Raw genomic sequence first — 17,591 nt, 5'->3', positions numbered from 1 at the left:
CGTGGCTCCGGACCGGGGTTCTGCCGTTACCGTCCAGTAGAACCCGGGGCTTTTGTCACCTGATGCGTGCTCTTGGGCCCTTTTTCGTCCCAGGGGACGGGTGGTCGACTGGCCGGAGCCCCGGAGCCGGTTAGGCTCTTGTCGCAAGGCGTACGAGACCTTGCGACCCATGCGTCACACCTAGCGCCACATCCCAGAAGGAGATGCTCGTGCCGTCCATCGACGTCGTCGTAGCCCGGGAAATCCTGGACTCCCGAGGCAACCCCACGGTCGAGGTCGAGGTCGGCCTCGACGACGGCAGCACCGGCCGTGCTGCCGTCCCGTCCGGTGCCTCCACCGGTGCCTTCGAGGCCCTGGAGCTCCGCGACGGCGACCAGAACCGCTACCTCGGCAAGGGTGTCGAGAAGGCCGTCCTCGCCGTCATCGAGCAGATCGGCCCGGAGCTCGTCGGCTACGACGCCACCGAGCAGCGCCTGATCGACCAGGCCATGTTCGACCTGGACGCCACCCCGGACAAGTCGTCGCTCGGCGCCAACGCCATCCTCGGCGTCTCCCTCGCCGTCGCGCACGCCGCTTCCGAGGCCAGCGACCTCCCGCTCTTCCGCTACCTGGGCGGCCCGAACGCGCACCTGCTGCCCGTTCCGATGATGAACATCCTCAACGGCGGGTCGCACGCCGACTCCAACGTCGACATCCAGGAGTTCATGATCGCCCCGATCGGCGCGGAGTCCTTCTCCGAGGCGCTGCGCTGGGGCACCGAGGTCTACCACACCCTCAAGTCCGTCCTGAAGACCAAGGGCCTCTCCACCGGCCTCGGCGACGAGGGCGGCTTCGCCCCGAACCTCGGCTCCAACCGCGAGGCGCTCGACCTCATCCTGGAGGCCATCAAGCAGGCCGGCTACGTGCCCGGCAAGGACGTCGCCCTCGCCCTGGACGTCGCCGCCTCCGAGTTCTACAAGGACGGCACGTACCTCTTCGAGGGCAAGGAGCGCTCCGCCGCCGAGATGACCGAGTACTACGAGGAGCTCGTCTCCGCGTACCCGCTCGTCTCCATCGAGGACCCGCTGTTCGAGGACGACTGGGCCGGCTGGAAGGCCATCACCGAGAAGCTCGGCGACAAGGTCCAGCTCGTCGGCGACGACCTCTTCGTCACCAACCCCGAGCGCCTCGCCCGCGGCATCGAGGAGAAGTCCGCCAACGCCCTCCTGGTCAAGGTCAACCAGATCGGCTCGCTGACCGAGACCCTCGACGCCGTCGAGCTCGCCCAGCGCAACGGCTTCAAGTGCATGATGTCCCACCGCTCCGGCGAGACCGAGGACGTCACCATCGCCGACCTCGCCGTCGCCACCAACTGCGGCCAGATCAAGACCGGCGCCCCGGCCCGCTCCGAGCGCGTCGCCAAGTACAACCAGCTGCTGCGCATCGAGGAGATCCTCGACGACGCCGCCGTCTACGCCGGCCGCAGCGCCTTCCCGCGCTTCAAGGGCTGAGACCCGTCCCGCAGGGCGGCTTCCGTACGTCCCCGCACCCGGTCCCGTACCGTGTGCGGGGACGCACGTTTGAGGGACACCGGCGACAGGGGAGGCGGGACGGCATGGCCGTGAAGAACGGGGACCGGTTCTCGACCGCGACCCGGATCAGGCTGCTCGGCGAGCAGACCGCGGCCCGTGTCTACCGCTCCCAGACCCGCCGCCAGGCCCGGCGCTCCCGGCTCACCGGCCGCGCCGCCTTCCTCGCCCTGGTCGTCTGCTCCCTCGTCGTCGCCCTCGCCTATCCGATAAGGAGCTACGTCTCCCAGCAGGGCGAGATCGCCGACCAGGAGCGCAAGGCCGCCGAGGCCGCCCGGCGGGTCGAGGAGCTGCGGGACGAGAAGGCCCGCCTCCAGGACCCCGCCTACGTCCGCCGCCTCGCCCGCGAACACCTCCACTACGTGCTCCCCGGCGAGACCGGCTTCACCGTGAACGACCCCGGGGCGGCCGACCGCCCCCGCGCCGAGCGGGGAACGGCCGACCGGCCCTGGTACGACAACCTCTGGGACGGCGTCGACAACGCCGACCGCCACTGACCGACCCGACTCAGGACCCACGATGGAAACGCCCCCTCCGCAGACCGAACGCACCGAGCCCACCGAGGCGGACGTCGCCGCCTTCGAGGCCCAGCTCGGCCGGCCGCCCCGCGGCCTGCGCGCCATCGCGCACCGCTGCCCCTGCGGCAACCCGGACGTCGTCGAGACCGCGCCCCGGCTGCCCGACGGCACCCCCTTCCCGACCACGTACTACCTCACCTGCCCCCGGGCGGCCTCGGCCATCGGCACCCTGGAGGCCAACGGGGTCATGAAGGAGATGCAGGCCCGGCTCGCCACCGACCCGGAGCTCGCCGCCGCCTACCGCGCCGCGCACGAGGACTACCTCGCCCGCCGCGACGCCATCGAGGTCCTGGAGGGCTTCCCCAGCGCCGGCGGCATGCCCGACCGCGTGAAGTGCCTGCACGTCCTCGTCGGCCACTCGCTCGTCGCCGGCCCGGGCGTCAACCCGTTCGGCGACGAGGCCCTCGCGATGCTCCCCGAGTGGTGGGCCAAGGGCCCGTGCGTGAACCCGTGCGCGGACGAGGACGAGGAGAAGGACGCGTGACCCGGGTCGCCGGAATCGACTGCGGAACCAACTCCATCCGCCTCCTCGTCGCCGACGTCCGCCCGGAGACCGGGGAGCTCGTCGAGCTGGACCGGCGGATGACGATCGTCCGGCTCGGCCAGGGCGTCGACAGGACCGGCCGGCTCGCCCCCGAGGCGCTGGAGCGGACCTTCGCCGCCTGCCGCGAGTACGCCGCCGTCATCGAGGAGCTCGGCGCCGAGCGGATCCGCTTCGTCGCCACCTCCGCCTCCCGCGACGCCGAGAACCGGCAGGAGTTCGTCGACGGCGTGGTGGCGATCCTGGGCGTCGAGCCCGAGGTCATCACCGGCGACCAGGAGGCCGCGTTCTCCTTCACCGGCGCCACCGGCTCGCTGCCCGGCGACGACCGGCGCCTGGTCGTGGACATCGGCGGCGGCTCCACCGAGTTCGTGGTCGGCAACGAGCACGTCGAGGCCGCCCGCTCCGTCGACATCGGCTGCGTCCGGCTCACCGAGCGGCACGTCCGGCACGACCCGCCGACCGCCGAGGAGGCCGAGGCGATCCGCGCCGACGTCCGCGCCGCCCTCGACCTCGCCGCCGAGACCGTCCCGATCGACACCGCCGACACCCTCGTCGGCCTCGCCGGCTCCGTCACCACCATCGCCGCCATCGCCCTCGGGCTGCCGGAGTACGACTCCGAGAAGATCCACCACTCCCGGATCTCCGCCGCCCAGGTCGCCGAGGTCACCCGCCGGCTCCTCGCCTCCACCCACGACGAGCGGGCCGCGATCCCCGTCGTCCACCCCGGCCGGGTGGACGTCATCGTGGCCGGCGCGCTGGTCCTCCAGGAGATCGTCGAGCGGGTCGGAGCCGCCGAGGTCGTGGTCAGCGAGCACGACATCCTCGATGGGATCGCCCTATCCGTGGCATAGCGGGCAGCTATCGAGGCGACCGGCGACACCCTGTCGGAAAAGCTTCGTGAAGTTCTTCACAAGGAAAAGGGCCCTGATGGCGCCGGAGGTAAGGTCTTGAGGCCCTCCAAGGGGGTCCTCAGGGCCCTTTCGCAGGTGTGGAGGCCACTTCGCTCGAAGTTTCCATCGTGTGAACGCACCCGCTGGTTTCGCGTTAACGGGGGCTCTCCGGGCCAGTTCAGTAGGGGTGAACAACGTTCACCAGTGCATTCCGGTTCCTTTGCACGACCATGACATGGATCACGTGGGCGGCGGAGTGTAGCAGAGCGCCCCCGGAAGCTTGTGAAGGGGCGCACGAGGTGCCCCTCCCGAGTGGGTGGATACTCGATGCCATGAGCACCACGGAGCGTCCCAGGATCCTCATCGTAGGCGGCGGGTACGTTGGCCTGTACGCCGCGCGGCGCATCCTCAAGAAGATGCGCTATGGCGAGGCGACCGTCACGGTCGTCGACCCCCGGTCGTACATGACCTATCAGCCCTTCCTCCCCGAAGCCGCCGCCGGCAGCATCTCGCCGCGCCACGTCGTCGTCCCGCTGCGACGCGTCGTGCGCGGAGCCGAGGTGCTCACCGGCCGGGTCACCACCATCGACCAGGACCGCAAGGTCGCCACGATCGCGCCGCTCGTCGGCGAGGCGTACGAGCTGCCCTTCGACTACCTGGTCATCTCGATGGGTGCCGTCTCCCGCACCTTCCCGATCCCCGGCCTCGCCGAGCAGGGCATCGGCATGAAGGGCATCGAGGAGGCCATCGGCCTGCGCAACCACGTCCTCGAGCAGCTGGACAAGGCCGACTCGACCACCGACGAGGAGGTCCGCCGCAAGGCCCTGACCTTCGTCTTCGTCGGCGGTGGCTTCGCCGGCGCCGAGACGATCGGCGAGGTCGAGGACATGGCCCGCGACGCCGCGAAGTACTACACGAACGTGTCCCGCGAGGACATGCGCTTCGTGCTGGTCGACGCCGCCGACAAGATCCTCCCCGAGGTGGGCCCCAAGCTCGGCCAGTACGGCAAGGAGCACCTGGAGAGCCGCGGCATCGAGATCTACCTGGAGACCTCCATGGACTCCTGCGTGGACGGCCACGTCGTGCTCAAGAACGGCCTCGAGGTCGACTCCAACACCATCGTGTGGACCGCCGGCGTCAAGCCCAACCCGGCGCTGGCCCGCTTCGGCCTGCCGCTCGGCCCCCGCGGCCACGTCGACTGCAACGAGAAGCTGCAGATCAACGGCCTCGACTACGCCTGGGCCGCCGGCGACAACGCCCAGGTCCCGGACATGGTCGGCCGCCGCGCCGGCAACCCGAACGCCTGGTGCCCGCCGAACGCCCAGCACGCGCTGCGCCAGGCCAAGGTCCTCGGCGACAACGTGGTGTCCGGCATGCGCGGCTTCGAGCAGCGCGAGTACAGCCACGCCAACAAGGGCGCCGTGGCCGGTCTCGGCCTGCACAAGGGCGTCGCCATGATCGTCATGGGCAAGGTGAAGATCAAGCTCAAGGGCCGTCTCGCCTGGTACATGCACCGTGGCTACCACGGCATGGCGATGCCGACCTGGAACCGCAAGATCCGCGTCTTCGCCGACTGGACCCTCGGCATGTTCCTCAAGCGCGAGGTCGTCTCGCTCGGCGCCATGGAGACGCCGCGCGAGGAGTTCTACGAGGCCGCCAAGCCCGCCCCGGCCCCCGCCGCGGCCGCCCCGGCCCCGGAGAAGGCCAAGGCGTCGTAACACCCCGAGCAGTACCGAAGGGCCGTCCGTCATCCGTGGTGCGGGCGGCCCTTCGGCGTGTTCCGGAGACTTCTCGCGTCGCGGCGGGATGGCAAACCCCTACCGACGGTGTTCCCTTGGTGACGAACCAATCTGGGGCAAGGACCACGGAGGTGTTTCACCATGGCCGACGCCGCGACGCGGCTCGCGAATCTCGCCGAGGATCTGCTGGGAACCCCCCTCCCGGTGCGCCTGCGCGCCTGGGACGGAAGCGAGGCCGGGCCGGCGGCCGGTGACGGCCCCGTCCTCGTGATCCGGGACCGCAGGGCGCTGCGCCGGATGATCTGGAAGCCCGGCGAACTGGGCCTGGCCCGCGCCTGGGTGGCCGGCGAGCTCGACGTCGAGGGCGATCTGTACGAGGCGCTCGACCGGCTCTCCGGGCTGGTCTGGGAGCGCGGCGAGGAGGACCGCGGCCTGCTCTCCTCCGCACGCGACCCGCGGGTGCGGGCCGCCGCCGGGGAGCTGCTGCGGCTGGCCGGACCGCTGCCGCCGCCGAAGCCGCCGGTCGAGGAGGCCCGGGGCCGCAGCGGCGGCCGGCACAGCAGGCGCCGAGACAAGCAGGCGATCAGTCACCACTACGACGTGGGCAACGACTTCTACGCGCTGGTGCTCGGTCCGTCGATGGTCTACTCGTGCGCCTACTGGACGGACGGCGGCACGCTGGAGGAGGCCCAGCGGGACAAGCTCGACCTCGTCGCCCGCAAGCTGGCCCTGAAGGAGGGCGACCGGCTGCTCGACGTCGGCTGCGGCTGGGGCTCGATGGCCATCCACGCGGCCCGCGCGTACGGCGCCCGGGTCGTCGGCATCACCCTCTCCCGCGAGCAGGCCGCCTTCGCCCGCAAGCGGATCGCCGAGGAGGGGCTGACCGACCGGATCGAGATCCGCGTCCAGGACTACCGGGACGTGTCCGACGGTCCGTTCGACGCGATCTCCTCCATCGGCATGGCCGAGCACGTCGGTGCCGTGCGGTACCGGGAGTACGCGGACATCCTGTACGGCCTCCTCAAGCCCGGCGGACGGCTCCTGAACCACCAGATCGCGCGCCGCCCGGAGCCCGACGAGGAGGCGTACCGCGTGGACCCCTTCATCGACGCGTACGTCTTCCCCGACGGCGAACTCGCCCCGATGGGCCGCACCCTGACGATCCTGGAGGACGCCGGCTTCGAGGTCCGGGACGTGGAGGCGATCCGCGAGCACTACGCGCTGACGCTGCGCCGGTGGGTGGCGAACCTGGAGCGGGAGTGGGACCGGGCGGTCCGGCTCACCTCCCCGGGCCGGGCCCGGATCTGGCGGCTCTACATGGCGGCCTCGGCGGTCTCCTTCGAACGCAACCGGATCGGGGTGAACCAGTTCCTGGCGGTGAGGACGCCCGCCCCGGGGACGAGCGGGCTGCCGCTGCGGCCGCGGGAGTGGACGGAGTAACGGAGGAGGGGAGGGGAGAAGGGGGAGGGCCGGGGTTCCCGCGGGAACCCCGGCCCTCGCGCCGTACCGCCAGTGCTACTCGGCCTTGATGGCGGCGAGCATGTTCAGCCTGGCGGCGCTGCGGGCCGGCCAGAGCGAGGCAAGCACGCCGACCAGGGCGGCCAGGGCCAGGAAGATCCCGATCCGGTCCCAGGGCAGGACCAGGGCGTAGCCGGGGAGGCTCGCCTCGAAGGTCTTGCCGATGGCCCAGGCGAGGAAGGTGCCGAGGCCGATGCCGACGACCGCGCCGAAGACCGAGATCACGACGGCCTCCAGGCGGACCATCCGCTTCACCCGGCGGCGGTCGAGACCGATCGCCCGGATCATGCCGATCTCCTGCTGCCGCTCGAAGACGGACATCGCGAGGGTGTTGACGACGCCGAGGACGGCGATGATCAGGGCCATCGCGAGCAGGCCGTACATGATGTTCAGCATCAGGTTGATCGACCCGCCGAACTCGTCGCGGATGTCCTTCTTGTCCATGACGGTGATGGCCGGGTTGTCGCCCATGGCCTTCGACAGCGCCCGCTCGTTGGCGTCGCTCGGGCCGCCGTCGGTGGAGACGAAGATCTGCGGGACGTACTTCTGCGGGTCGTGCGCGTCGAGGACCTTCGCGTCCACGAGGACGGGGGAGAGGAACTCGCTGTCCTTGTAGACCGCGCCGACGGTCAGCGTGCCCTTCTTCTTGTCCAGGTACTCGACCGGGACGGAGGCGCCGACCTTCAGCCCGCGCTTGTCGGCGGTCTTCTCGGCGACCGCGATCCGGCCCTCGCCGAGGGAGGCCAGCGAGCCCTCCACGACGTCGATCTTCAGGACCTTCTCGATGTCGCCGGGGGTGACGCCGGAGGCGGAGACGTACGTCCCCTCGATGTCGAGGGCGCCGGCCTGCTGCGGGGAGACCGCGGTGACGCCGGGGGCCTTCTCCAGGGCGGTGAGGGCCTCCGCCGACAGGCCGTTGCCGCTGGCCATGGTGACCATGTAGTCGGCCTTGATCTGGTCGACGGTCATCTTGTCCAGGGCCTGGCCGGCGCTGACGCCGATCACGGTGAGGCCGGTGACCAGGGTGAGGCCGATGGCGAGCGCGGAGGCGGTGGCGCCGGTGCGGCGCGGGTTGCGGACCGCGTTGAGGCCGGCGAGCTTGCCGGAGATCCCGAAGGCCTTCACGAAGAAGGGGCGGATGAGGGCGATCACGGGCCGGGACAGGAACGGGATGAGGACGATGACGCCGATCAGGGTGGCGAAGGCGCCGCCCGCGATGGTCAGGCGGCCCTCGTCGCCGCCGGTGTTCGCGCCGAGCACGATCAGGACGGCGCCGATGGCGGTGATCGCGGCGCCGATCGCGTTCCGCACGACGAGCGACTTGGTGTTCGGGGTGGCGTGGACGCTGTTCATCGCGGCGACCGGCGGGATCTTCGCGGCCCGGCGGCCCGGCAGCCAGGCGGCCAGCATGGTGATGACGACGCCGACGCCGAAGGCGGCGAGCAGCGGGGTGGCCTCCAGGACCAGGGCGCCGTCCGGGACCTTCAGCTCGAAGGCGGCCATGCCGGAGCGCAGGCCCATGGCGAGGCCGACGCCGAGGACGTAGCCGACGGCGGAGGCGACCAGGCCGACGAGGCCGGCCTCGGCGAGGACGGAGCGGGTGATCTGCTTGCGCGAGGCGCCGACCGCGCGCATCAGGGCCAGTTCCTTGGTGCGCTGGGCGACCAGCATGGTGAAGGTGTTGGAGATCAGGAAGACGCCGACGAAGAGCGCGATGCCGGCGAAGGCGAGCAGCGTCTGGTTGAGGGCGCCGAGGCCGGCCTCGATGTCGCGGGCCTGCTGGTCGGCCAGGGCCTGCCCGGTCTGGGCGGTGGCGGCCTTCGGGACGACCTTCAGGACCTCGTCGAGGAGCTTGCCGGCGTCGGTGCCCTCGGCCGCGGCCACGTTGAGGTCGGAGTAGTAGCCGGGCTTCAGGTACAGCTTCTGGGCGACCGGGGTGTCGAAGACGACGAGGCTGCCGCCGGCGCTGACGGCGCCGTCCTCGGTGGTGAAGACGCCGGAGAGGGTGTACTCCTTCACCGGCCCGTTGGTGGCGACGCGGACCCGGTCGCCGACCTCGTACCCGCCCTTGTCGGCGGTGGCCCTGTCGAGCGCGATCTGGCCGGCCTCGGCCGGGCCGTTCCCGCTGGTGAACGTGAACGCGGGGTCCTCGCCGTCGGGGCCGGGGGCGAAGTTGGTGCCCTTGTTGGACCAGCCGACCCCGATCAGCTTGCCCTTCGCGTCCGGCACGCCGGCGAAGCCGTCGACGCGGGGCTGGACGCCGGTGACGCCGTCGAGCTTCGCGACCTTGTCGACGGTCGCCTGGGAGAGGCCGGGGTGCTCGGCGGCCTCCTCGGGGTCCGGCCGCAGGTCGACGGCGACGGCCACGTCGTCGTAGCTCTTCGCGGACTGGTTGCGGAAGGCCTGGGAGAGGGTGTCGGTGAAGACGAGGGTGCCGGAGACGAAGGCGACGCCGAGCATCACGGCGAGCACGGTCATCAGCAGCCGCGCCTTGTGCGCGAGGACGTTGCGCAGGGCGGTACGGAACATGGGTGAGGTCCTGGAGGAAGGAGGGCGGCGGAGGGCGGCGGACGGGGCGGCGCGGGGCGCGCGCGTCAGCTCGTACGGCCCTTGGCGTCGAAGGCCTTCATGCGGTCGAGCACGCCGTCGGCGGAGGGGCGCAGCATCTCGTCGACGATCCGGCCGTCGGCCAGGAAGATCACGCGGTCGGCGTAGGAGGCGGCGGCGGGGTCGTGGGTGACCATGACGACGGTCTGGCCGAGCTCGCGGACCGAGTTGCGGAGGAAGCCGAGGACCTCGGCGCCGGAGCGCGAGTCCAGGTTTCCGGTGGGCTCGTCGCCGAAGATGATCTCGGGCTGGGAGGCGAGGGCGCGGGCGACGGCGACGCGCTGCTGCTGGCCGCCGGAGAGCTCGGTGGGGCGGTGCTTGAGGCGGCCGGAGAGGCCGAGCATGTCGATGACCTGCTGGACCCACCGCTGGTCGGGCTTGCGGCCGGCGATGTCCATGGGGAGCGTGATGTTCTCCATCGCGGTCAGGGTCGGCAGCAGGTTGAACGCCTGGAAGATGAAGCCGATCTTGTCCCGGCGGAGCTGGGTGAGCTGCTTGTCCTTGAGGGTGGACAGCTCGGTGTCGCCGATCCGGACCGAGCCGGAGGAGAAGGAGTCGAGGCCGGCGACGCAGTGCATGAGCGTCGACTTGCCGGAGCCGGAGGGGCCCATGATCGCGGTGAACTCGCCCTGGCGGAAGTCCACGCTGACCCGGTCGAGCGCGACCACCTGGGTCTCGCCCGCTCCGTAGACCTTCGTGAGCTCCGTGGCGCGGGCGGCCACCGCGGTGGTGCGGGGCACGGTGGGGGTGGTGGTCACGAGGGGGACTCCTGTCACGGCGGTGGATCGGCGACCGTCCGGCGCGGGCCGGCGACCGGTCGGAAACCCGGCTGACCCGGGAACCACTCCATCGTTTCGAACGTTCCTGCCCCGGTCGTCCGTCCACGTGCCCGTTCCCGGGGCCCCCTCGGGTCGGACCCCGGGCCCCTCCCCTCCTCCTCTGGTATGACGGCGACCCCGAGGGCGACGTGACACACCTGCGGCGAGATCTGGTCAATCCGGGGGTGGCGGCTTTGCGCCTGCGACCCCCGTCACAGTTCGCGAAAACCCGCCCGACCTGCACTGACGCACCCTCAGACGTCAATAAAATAAGACAACATCGGTCCTTCGTTCCGCTGAACGAGGGAAGGGCCCCGATAGGCTCCTGTGCCAACGCGGAGCTCCGCCGCGACGCCCGGATGGTGGAATAGCAGACACGGCGAGCTTAAACCTCGCTGGCCTTCGGGCCGTACCGGTTCAAGTCCGGTTCCGGGCACCACCCCGGGCCCAGGGAACGCCTGCGGCCCGGCGGACCGTCCCTCCCCGGCCCCGCCGCCCGGCTCCCTCCCCTCCGCCCCCCCTCGCGCGGCCGCAAAAGATCCTCCCCGAGCACTAGAGAGTTTCTTTTGCCTACGCATTACCCTTGACGCAAGGCCGCGCAGTGCGGCCGTCCATGGAGGAGTGAGATGAGGAGCAGCAACCCGGTCTTCTCGCGACGGGGGTTCAGCCGCGACAACGGCTACGCGGGCTTCAACGCGCAGCAGCCGCAGGCCGGGGGCCCCGCCGTCGGAACGAACCCGTACGCGACCGGCAACCCGTACGCCGAGGGCGCCACCAACCCGTACGCCACCAACCCCTACGCGCCGCAGGACGTCCAGGCGGGCGCCCCGCAGACGCGCGGCAACGTGATGACGATCGACGACGTCGTGAGCCGTACGGCCATGACGCTCGGCACGGTCGTCCTCACCGCCGTCCTGTCCTGGTTCCTGCTGCCGGTCGACCCGGCGAACCTCGGCAAGTCCTACGGCATCGCCATCGGCGCCGCCCTGGTCGCCCTGGTGCTGGCGCTCGTGCAGTCCTTCAAGCGCAAGGCGGCGCCCGCCCTGATCCTGGGCTACGCGGCCTTCGAGGGCGTCTTCCTCGGCGTGATCTCCGCGGCCGTCTCGACCTACATCGCCGACGGCGTGGTCATCCAGGCGGTCCTCGGCACGATGGCGGTCTTCGCCGGTGTGCTCGTCGCCTACAAGATGGGCTGGATCCGGGTCAACCGCCGCTTCACCGGCTTCGTGATGGCCGCGGCCATGGGCTTCATGCTGCTCATGGTCGTCAACCTGCTCTTCTCGGTGTTCGCCGGCGGTGACGGCCTCGGCTTCCGCAGCGGCGGCCTCGGCATCCTCTTCGGTGTCATCGGCATCGTCCTGGGCGCCTGCTTCCTCGCCCTCGACTTCAAGCAGGTCGAGGACGGCATCACCTACGGTGCCCCGCGCGAGGAGGCATGGCTGGCCGCCTTCGGCCTCACCATGACCCTGGTGTGGATCTACCTGGAGATGCTGCGTCTGCTGTCGATCCTCCAGGGCGACGACTGACGCACCCCCGACACGGGGGAAGGGCCCGTCCGGCTTCGCGCCGGGCGGGCCCTTCCGCGTTCCCGGGCCCTTCCGCGCCCTCAGGGGCGCGCCGCGTCGAGCAGGACGCGGGCCGCGGCCTTCGCCCGGGCGGCCGGCTCCGGGGAGCCGGTGATGCCGGCGACGGCCATGGCGCCGTTGGCGAGCAGGTCCAGCTGGTCGGCGAGGTCCCGCGGGGCGCCCAGGGCGTCGGTCTGCTCGGCGAAGTAGGCCCGGACGGCCTCCTTGTGGTCGCGGGCGATCGCGGCCACGGCCGGGGTCACCCCGCCGAGCTCCCCGAAGGCGTTGATGAAGGCGCAGCCGCGGAAGCCGGGCTCCGCGAACCAGTCGGCGAGCCAGTCGAAGACCGCCAGGACGCGCGCGTACGGCCCGTCGGCGACCCGGGCGCCGTGGGCGGCGAGCGAGGCCCTGACGGCCTCGTCCCGGCGCTTCAGGACGGCCTCCACGAGCAGCTCCTTGGACGGGAAGACCTGGTACAGCCGCTTGAGCGAGACGCCGGACGCGGAGCGGACGGCGTCCATGCCGACGGCCTGCACCCCCCGTTCGCCGAAGAGCCGCTCCGCGGTGTCCAGCACCTTCAGTCCGGCGGTTTCCGCATCCATCCGCTCACCCCTTGCATGGAGAACCATCGTTCTCCTACTCTACAGGGCATCGGGAGAACGATCGTTCTCCCGCTCCGGGACCGGAAACGGGGAGACCGTCATGTCCAGCTTCGCCCTGCGCGCCCGCACCGTCACCGTCGACGGGCTCGACGTCTTCTACCGGGAGGCCGGCGACCCGGCGAACCCCACCCTCGTCCTGCTGCACGGCTTCCCGTCCAGCTCGCACATGTACCGGGGCCTCATCGCCGAGCTCGCCGACTCCTACCACCTGATCGCCCCCGACCACATCGGCTTCGGCGCCTCCGCCGCCCCGGCCGCCGAGGACTTCGCGTACGGCTTCGAGAAGCTCACCGAGATCACCCTCGGCCTGCTCGACCGGCTCGGCGCGGACCGCTTCGCGCTCTACGTCCAGGACTACGGGGCCCCCATCGGCCTGCGGATCGCCTCCCGCCACCCCGAGCGCGTCACCGCCCTCGTCACCCAGAGCGGCAACGCCTACCGGGAGGGCCTCACGCCCTTCTGGGACGTCCTCTTCGCCCACGCCCGGGACCGGGAGGCCCACGAGCCGGCGGTGCGCGAGCTGCTCACCGCCGAGGCCACCCGCTGGCAGTACACCCACGGCGTCCCCGCCGACCGGCTCGACCGGCTCGCCCCCGAGACCTGGACCCTGGACCAGGCCGGCCTCGACCGCCCCGGCAACAAGGAGATCCAGCTCCAGCTCTTCTGGGACTACCAGTTCAACCTCGACGCCTACCCGGCCTTCCAGGAGTACTTCCGCACCCACCGGCCGCCGCTGCTCGCCGTCTGGGGGCGCAACGACGAGATCTTCGGCCCGGCCGGCGCCGAGGCGTTCGCCCGGGACCTGCCCGACGCGGAGATCCACCTGCTCGACGCCGGGCACTTCGCGCTGGAGACCCACGGCGAGGAGATCGCGGCCCTGGTCCGCGACTTCCTCGGACGCCACGTGAAGTGACCGGCCGCCGGGCCGGGGCGGGGGACGGGAGCCCCCGCCCCGGTAGGGTCGGACGCGTGCTGGATACGAGTGACCTGACCACCGCCGTGGAACGCTTCGCCGACCGGCTGCGGGCGGCCCCGCAGAGCCGCCTCCAGCAGGGGGCGGCGGCGGAGGGGCTGGCGCTGGCGCGGGAGCTGGCGGTACGGGCGCAGGCGGTGGAGACACCGGGCGCCGAGCCGCGGATCATCCCCGACGCGGGGGTCTTCGTCGTGGCCGACCAGCTCGCGGTCGCGGGCGCGGACCTGGCCGAGGCACTGCGAACGGCCCCGCCCCCTTCCCGCGAGCGGGAACGGGACGAGGCCGTGGCGCTGGTGCGCGAGGCGCGGGAGCGGTCGGGGCTGTAGCGGCGCCCCGGAGCCCGTGAGGCCCCCGGGGCCCCACGGTGCGAGGGGCGCGGTCGGTCAGAGGGACGCGATCACGCGGTCCGCGAGGATGTAGACGTTCTCCTCGTCCGTCTCGCCGTAGGAGAAGGTCAGGGCGAAGGCGCCGGAGACGCCGGAGCCGCCCAGGAGGACCGGGGTGCGGCCGGCGCGCAGCGCCTCCGCGAGGCGCTCGGCGGTCTCGCGGTGGCCGGGGGTCATGCAGAGCGTGGTGCCGTCGGCGAAGACGTACACGTCGAGGGTGCCGAGCGGGCCGGGGCGGACGTCGGTGAGGGCCGTGGCCGTGTCCGCGAGCTCCTCCAGGCGCGCCACCGTGCGCTCGTGGTCGGTGACCACCGGGGTCTGCACCGGCACGAAGTCCGGGTGCGAGGGGTGCCGGCGACGGGCGGCGGCCAGCTCGGCGGAGTCCTCCGGGTACTCGGGGAAGTCGTCCACCGGGTCGACGACGCCGTCCAGGGCGGCCGCCTCGGCCTCCATGGCCTCCAGGGCCATCGCCTCCAGGCCCACGAAGTCCGTCTGGCGCGGCACGAAGAGACCGCCGGTCTCCTCGCCCGCCGGGCCGCCGAGGAGGGCGGAGGGCGCGTCGGCCGCGTCCCGGGCCTCCTGCGCGGCCCAGAAGGCCCGCGCCTCGGCGAGCTCGCGCTCGCGCTCCTCGGCCAGCGCCTCCGTGACCGCGGCCCGTATCTCGGCGGCGGGCGTGGCGCGGGCCGCGGGGACCGTCACGCCGTGGCCGGCGGCCAGCTCGGTGCGCAGGGCGGTGACCTCCTTGCGGAGACCCCGCACGTGGTGCAGGGCAGCGGCGCCCACGGCCGTGGCAGCGGCCGTGGTCAGCAGCAGGGCAAGAGACATGGCGCTCACTGACGTACTCCCGGTTTCGAGTCGATCCCCCGACTTCCTACATCAGCTTGTCGCGGGCCGGGACCCCCTGTCAGTGCATTACGTCACGAAACGGACAGGTATTTCGGCCGGGCGTTTGGTCCCGGAACAGTGCTGACCTGCGAAAACGAATTCCCCCGGGATGTATGTCACATCCTGGGGGAGATTCGGTCACGGCTTGGACGCGGGGCGGTTGACGCGCTCGGCCCGTGGAGAACGGGCCCGCCCCGGCCGGGCTTCGCCTCGGCCGGGGCTCAGCTCAGCCGGGCTTCGCCTCGGCCGCGGCTCAGCTCGGCCGGGGCTCAGCTCAGCCGGGCTTCGCCTCGGCCGCGGCTCAGCTCGGCCGCTCGTGTGTCCGGTCGCGCTGAGCTTCGCCTCCGCTGCGGGCAGGTGCCGCCCTCGTTCCTCGGGCGGCCCCTCCCCTCCGCTGCGGCTCAGCTCAGCCGCTCGATGACCATCGCCATGCCCTGGCCGCCGCCCACGCACATCGTCTCCAGGCCGAACTGCTTGTCGTGGAACTGGAGGCTGTTGATGAGGGTGGCGGTGATGCGGGCGCCGGTCATGCCGAAGGGGTGGCCGACGGCGATGGCGCCGCCGTTGACGTTGACCTTGTCGAGGTCGAAGCCGAGGTCCCGGTAGGAGGGGATGACCTGCGCGGCGAACGCCTCGTTGATCTCGACCAGGTCGATGTCGGAGGAGGTCAGGCCGGCCCGCTTCAGGGCCTGCTTCGACGCCTCGACCGGGCCGAGGCCCATGATCTCGGGGGAGAGGCCGGAGACGCCGGTGGAGACGATCCGGGCCAGCGGGGTCAGGCCCAGCTCGCGCGCCTTGGTGTCGGACATGATGACGAGCGCGGCGGCGCCGTCGTTCAGCGGGCAGCAGTTGCCGGCGGTGACCAGGCCGTCGGGGCGGAAGACCGGCTTCAGGCCGGAGACGCCCTCCAGGGTGACGCCGGCGCGCGGGCCGTCGTCCTTCGAGACGACCGTGCCGTCCGGGAGGGTCACCGGGGTGATCTCGCGCTCCCAGAAGCCGTTCTTGATGGCCTGCTCGGCGAGGTTCTGCGAGCGGACGCCGAACTCGTCCATGTCCTGGCGGGTGACGCCCTTCCAGCGGGCGAGGTTCTCCGCGGTCTGGCCCATGGCGATGTACGCGTCGGGGACGAGGCCGTCCTCGCGCGGGTCGTGCCAGGTGGAGCCCTCGGAGGCGGCGACCTCGGCGGTACGGGCCTCGGCCTCGGCGAAGAACGGGTTGTGCGTGTCCGGCAGCGAGTCCGAGTTGCCCTTCACGAAGCGGGACACCATCTCGACGCCGGCCGAGATGAAGACGTCGCCCTCGCCCGCCTTGATCGCGTGCAGCGCCATCCGGGAGGTCTGCAGCGAGGAGGAGCAGTAGCGGGTGATGGTGCAGCCCGGCAGGTGGTCCATGCCCATCTGCACGGCGACGATCCGGCCCAGGTTGTTGCCCTGCTCGCCGCCCGGCAGGCCGCAGCCCAGCATCAGGTCGTCGATGTCGCGCGGGTCCAGCTCGGGGACCTTGGCCAGCGCGGCCTGGATGATCGTGGCCGTGAGGTCGTCGGGGCGCAGGTCCTTCAGGGAGCCCTTGAAGGCCCGGCCGATGGGGGAACGGGCGGTCGAGACGATCACGGCTTCGGGCATCACGGCTCCAGGGGGCTGGTGGCGGACGGACTCAAGGGGAAGTTACCTGCACGTACCGCACGGGGTCATCGGGATCGCCGTGTGACGAGGGCCTCTTTTCTAAGCGCTTGCTCAGGTGCGGGGGGCGTCCTGCGGCAACGGCTCCCCCCGGCCCTCCGGCAGCTCCCCCGGGGCCTCCGCGCCCCCGTCCGGTCCGGCGCCCGCCTCCGCGCCCGCCTCCTGACCCGTCTCTGCCGGCTCCGTCAGCCGCCGCCTGCGCCGGTGCTTCAGCAGCGCCCACGGGGCCCGGACGCCGGTCACCTCCGTACCCGCCTGCTTCGCCGCCTCGGCCGCCGCCTTCGCCACCGGCAGCACGTCCTCCCGGCGGCCCGGCTCCAGCCGGTCCGGCTCGGGCCACACGCCGAGCGCCGCGCAGAGCGTCGGCAGCACCGCCATCGCCGCCGTCGCGTACCCCTCCGCCGACGGGTGGAAGAGGTCCACCCCGAACATCTCCCGCGGGTTCGCCGCGAACTCCGGGCCCAGCAGGTCGCCCAGCGAGACCGTCCGCCCGCCCTGCTCCACCACCACGATCGTCTGGGCCGCCGCCAGCTGCCGCGAGGCCCGCCGGGCCAGCCATCGCAGCGGCTGGTAGACCGGCTCGATCGTGCCCAGATCCGGGCAGGTGCCGACGACCACCTCCGCCCCGGCCGTCCGCAGCCGCCGCACCGCCGCCGCCAGCAGCCGCACCGACTCCGTCGCCGGCAGCCGGTGCGTCACGTCGTTCGCCCCGATCATGATCACGCAGACGTCCGGCGGGCCCAGCGGCTGCGCGAGCAGCAGCGACACCTGCCGCTCCAGGTCGTCCGAGCGGGCCCCCGACAGCGCCACGTTCTTCAGCGCCACCGGGCGCTCCGCGACCGCCGCGAGCCCCGAGGCGAGCAGCGCGCCCGGCGTCTGCCCCGCCCGGCGCACCCCCTGGCCGGCGGCCGTGGAATCACCCAGAAGGGCCAGCCGCAGCGGATCCTCCGTGCCGAACGCCCTCCCGTACAGCCCGTCCGCCGCCGGGGGCAGGGGCGCCGTCCCCGTGCCCACCGTCCGCTTCGCGAGCTGCGCCTCGGCCAGCAGGATCCCGACCGCGGCCACGCCGATCAGGCCGATGCTCCCGCCGCCGTACGCCGCTCCCGCCGCGATCCGGCGCGCCACCCTCGCCCTGGACATCGGGGGCGTCACCTCCTTCGAGCCGTTCGGGTTCCACAG

15 protein-coding genes and 1 tRNA gene are annotated in these 17,591 nt (G+C 72.1%); 10 read left to right on the top strand and 6 right to left on the bottom strand.

The features are described from left to right. Positions 1-203 precede the first annotated feature (203 nt). The 6 genes from eno (at position 204) to AB0E83_RS16075 (ending at position 6,759) form a co-directional block, all read left to right on the top strand. On the top strand, positions 204-1,490 hold the full coding sequence (gene eno / locus AB0E83_RS16100) for a phosphopyruvate hydratase (protein WP_362111074.1): 1,287 nt from the start codon (positions 204-206) through the stop codon (positions 1,488-1,490). Between the two features lie 104 nt (positions 1,491-1,594). Then, a complete protein-coding gene (locus AB0E83_RS16095; protein WP_362111071.1) occupies positions 1,595-2,065 on the top strand; it encodes a septum formation initiator family protein in 471 nt (156 codons plus the stop codon). Positions 2,066-2,087: 22 nt separating this feature from the next. Continuing rightward, positions 2,088-2,630, top strand: a complete 543-nt coding sequence (locus tag AB0E83_RS16090; RefSeq protein WP_362111068.1) for a DUF501 domain-containing protein — start codon at positions 2,088-2,090, stop codon at positions 2,628-2,630. Next, positions 2,627-3,541: a Ppx/GppA phosphatase family protein gene (locus AB0E83_RS16085; RefSeq protein WP_362111065.1), complete on the top strand. Its 915-nt coding sequence runs from the start codon at positions 2,627-2,629 to the stop codon at positions 3,539-3,541. Before AB0E83_RS16090 ends, AB0E83_RS16085 begins: the two co-directional genes overlap by 4 nt. 371 nt (positions 3,542-3,912) lie before the next feature. Then, positions 3,913-5,298 carry an NAD(P)/FAD-dependent oxidoreductase gene (locus AB0E83_RS16080; RefSeq protein ID WP_362111063.1) on the top strand — a complete coding sequence of 462 codons (1,386 nt, stop codon included), beginning with the start codon at positions 3,913-3,915 and terminating at the stop codon, positions 5,296-5,298. Between the two features lie 162 nt (positions 5,299-5,460). Then, a complete protein-coding gene (locus tag AB0E83_RS16075) occupies positions 5,461-6,759 on the top strand; it encodes a cyclopropane-fatty-acyl-phospholipid synthase family protein (RefSeq protein WP_362111060.1) in 1,299 nt (432 codons plus the stop codon). 75 nt (positions 6,760-6,834) lie between these two features. Here the strand turns inward: AB0E83_RS16075 and AB0E83_RS16070 are convergent, their stop codons facing one another. Together AB0E83_RS16070 and AB0E83_RS16065 are read right to left on the bottom strand one after the other, a co-directional pair. Next, positions 6,835-9,366 (bottom strand): FtsX-like permease family protein, encoded by a 2,532-nt coding sequence (locus AB0E83_RS16070; protein ID WP_362111057.1) that lies wholly within the window; start codon positions 9,364-9,366, stop codon positions 6,835-6,837. A gap of 65 nt (positions 9,367-9,431) precedes the next feature. Next, entirely contained in the window at positions 9,432-10,202 is a 771-nt protein-coding gene (locus AB0E83_RS16065; protein ID WP_362111054.1) for an ABC transporter ATP-binding protein, read from the bottom strand. A gap of 413 nt (positions 10,203-10,615) precedes the next feature. Between AB0E83_RS16065 and AB0E83_RS16060 the strand changes: the two genes are divergently transcribed. Both AB0E83_RS16060 and AB0E83_RS16055 read left to right on the top strand, forming a co-directional pair. Then, a tRNA-Leu gene (locus AB0E83_RS16060) sits at positions 10,616-10,701 on the top strand. Positions 10,702-10,888: 187 nt separating this feature from the next. Continuing rightward, a complete protein-coding gene (locus tag AB0E83_RS16055) occupies positions 10,889-11,788 on the top strand; it encodes a Bax inhibitor-1/YccA family protein (protein ID WP_362111051.1) in 900 nt (299 codons plus the stop codon). Positions 11,789-11,868: 80 nt separating this feature from the next. Here the strand turns inward: AB0E83_RS16055 and AB0E83_RS16050 are convergent, their stop codons facing one another. After that, positions 11,869-12,429 carry a TetR/AcrR family transcriptional regulator gene (locus AB0E83_RS16050; protein WP_362111048.1) on the bottom strand — a complete coding sequence of 187 codons (561 nt, stop codon included), beginning with the start codon at positions 12,427-12,429 and terminating at the stop codon, positions 11,869-11,871. Between the two features lie 100 nt (positions 12,430-12,529). Between AB0E83_RS16050 and AB0E83_RS16045 the strand changes: the two genes are divergently transcribed. Together AB0E83_RS16045 and AB0E83_RS16040 are read left to right on the top strand one after the other, a co-directional pair. Then, positions 12,530-13,402, top strand: a complete 873-nt coding sequence (locus AB0E83_RS16045; protein ID WP_362111045.1) for an alpha/beta hydrolase — start codon at positions 12,530-12,532, stop codon at positions 13,400-13,402. 56 nt (positions 13,403-13,458) lie between these two features. Next, positions 13,459-13,788 carry a hypothetical protein gene (locus tag AB0E83_RS16040; protein ID WP_362111043.1) on the top strand — a complete coding sequence of 110 codons (330 nt, stop codon included), beginning with the start codon at positions 13,459-13,461 and terminating at the stop codon, positions 13,786-13,788. Between the two features lie 57 nt (positions 13,789-13,845). Here AB0E83_RS16040 and AB0E83_RS16035 read toward each other — a convergent pair whose 3' ends face one another. The 3 genes from AB0E83_RS16035 to AB0E83_RS16025 all read right to left on the bottom strand — a co-directional run bounded on the left by AB0E83_RS16035 (position 13,846) and on the right by AB0E83_RS16025 (position 17,552). Beyond that, a complete protein-coding gene (locus AB0E83_RS16035) occupies positions 13,846-14,673 on the bottom strand; it encodes a hypothetical protein (protein WP_362111040.1) in 828 nt (275 codons plus the stop codon). A gap of 461 nt (positions 14,674-15,134) precedes the next feature. After that, the gene (locus AB0E83_RS16030; RefSeq protein ID WP_362111037.1) at positions 15,135-16,355 is read right to left on the bottom strand and encodes an acetyl-CoA C-acetyltransferase; all 1,221 of its coding nucleotides are present in this window, start codon (positions 16,353-16,355) and stop codon (positions 15,135-15,137) included. A 111-nt stretch (positions 16,356-16,466) separates the two neighbouring features. Next, positions 16,467-17,552 carry an SGNH/GDSL hydrolase family protein gene (locus AB0E83_RS16025; RefSeq protein ID WP_362111034.1) on the bottom strand — a complete coding sequence of 362 codons (1,086 nt, stop codon included), beginning with the start codon at positions 17,550-17,552 and terminating at the stop codon, positions 16,467-16,469. Positions 17,553-17,591 lie beyond the last annotated feature (39 nt).

The organism is Streptomyces sp. NPDC035033 (genome assembly GCF_040636735.1).
Classification (GTDB): domain Bacteria; phylum Actinomycetota; class Actinomycetes; order Streptomycetales; family Streptomycetaceae; genus Streptomyces.
The sequence above is the reverse complement of the archived record's forward strand: the minus strand, read 5'-3'. Positions and strand labels throughout refer to the sequence as shown.

Bases quoted from the DNA above. Each gene is read 5' to 3' on its own strand.
- eno (WP_362111074.1), top strand. From the start codon at position 204: ATGCTCGTGCCGTCCATCGACGTCGTCGTAGCCCGGGAAATCCTGGAC.
- AB0E83_RS16095 (WP_362111071.1), top strand. From the start codon at position 1,595: ATGGCCGTGAAGAACGGGGACCGGTTCTCGACCGCGACCCGGATCAGG.
- AB0E83_RS16090 (WP_362111068.1), top strand. From the start codon at position 2,088: ATGGAAACGCCCCCTCCGCAGACCGAACGCACCGAGCCCACCGAGGCG.
- AB0E83_RS16080 (WP_362111063.1), top strand. From the start codon at position 3,913: ATGAGCACCACGGAGCGTCCCAGGATCCTCATCGTAGGCGGCGGGTAC.
- AB0E83_RS16075 (WP_362111060.1), top strand. From the start codon at position 5,461: ATGGCCGACGCCGCGACGCGGCTCGCGAATCTCGCCGAGGATCTGCTG.
- AB0E83_RS16070 (WP_362111057.1), bottom strand. From the start codon at position 9,366: ATGTTCCGTACCGCCCTGCGCAACGTCCTCGCGCACAAGGCGCGGCTG.
- AB0E83_RS16055 (WP_362111051.1), top strand. From the start codon at position 10,889: ATGAGGAGCAGCAACCCGGTCTTCTCGCGACGGGGGTTCAGCCGCGAC.
- AB0E83_RS16050 (WP_362111048.1), bottom strand. From the start codon at position 12,429: ATGGATGCGGAAACCGCCGGACTGAAGGTGCTGGACACCGCGGAGCGG.
- AB0E83_RS16045 (WP_362111045.1), top strand. From the start codon at position 12,530: ATGTCCAGCTTCGCCCTGCGCGCCCGCACCGTCACCGTCGACGGGCTC.
- AB0E83_RS16035 (WP_362111040.1), bottom strand. From the start codon at position 14,673: ATGTCTCTTGCCCTGCTGCTGACCACGGCCGCTGCCACGGCCGTGGGC.
- AB0E83_RS16030 (WP_362111037.1), bottom strand. From the start codon at position 16,355: ATGCCCGAAGCCGTGATCGTCTCGACCGCCCGTTCCCCCATCGGCCGG.
- AB0E83_RS16025 (WP_362111034.1), bottom strand. From the start codon at position 17,552: ATGTCCAGGGCGAGGGTGGCGCGCCGGATCGCGGCGGGAGCGGCGTAC.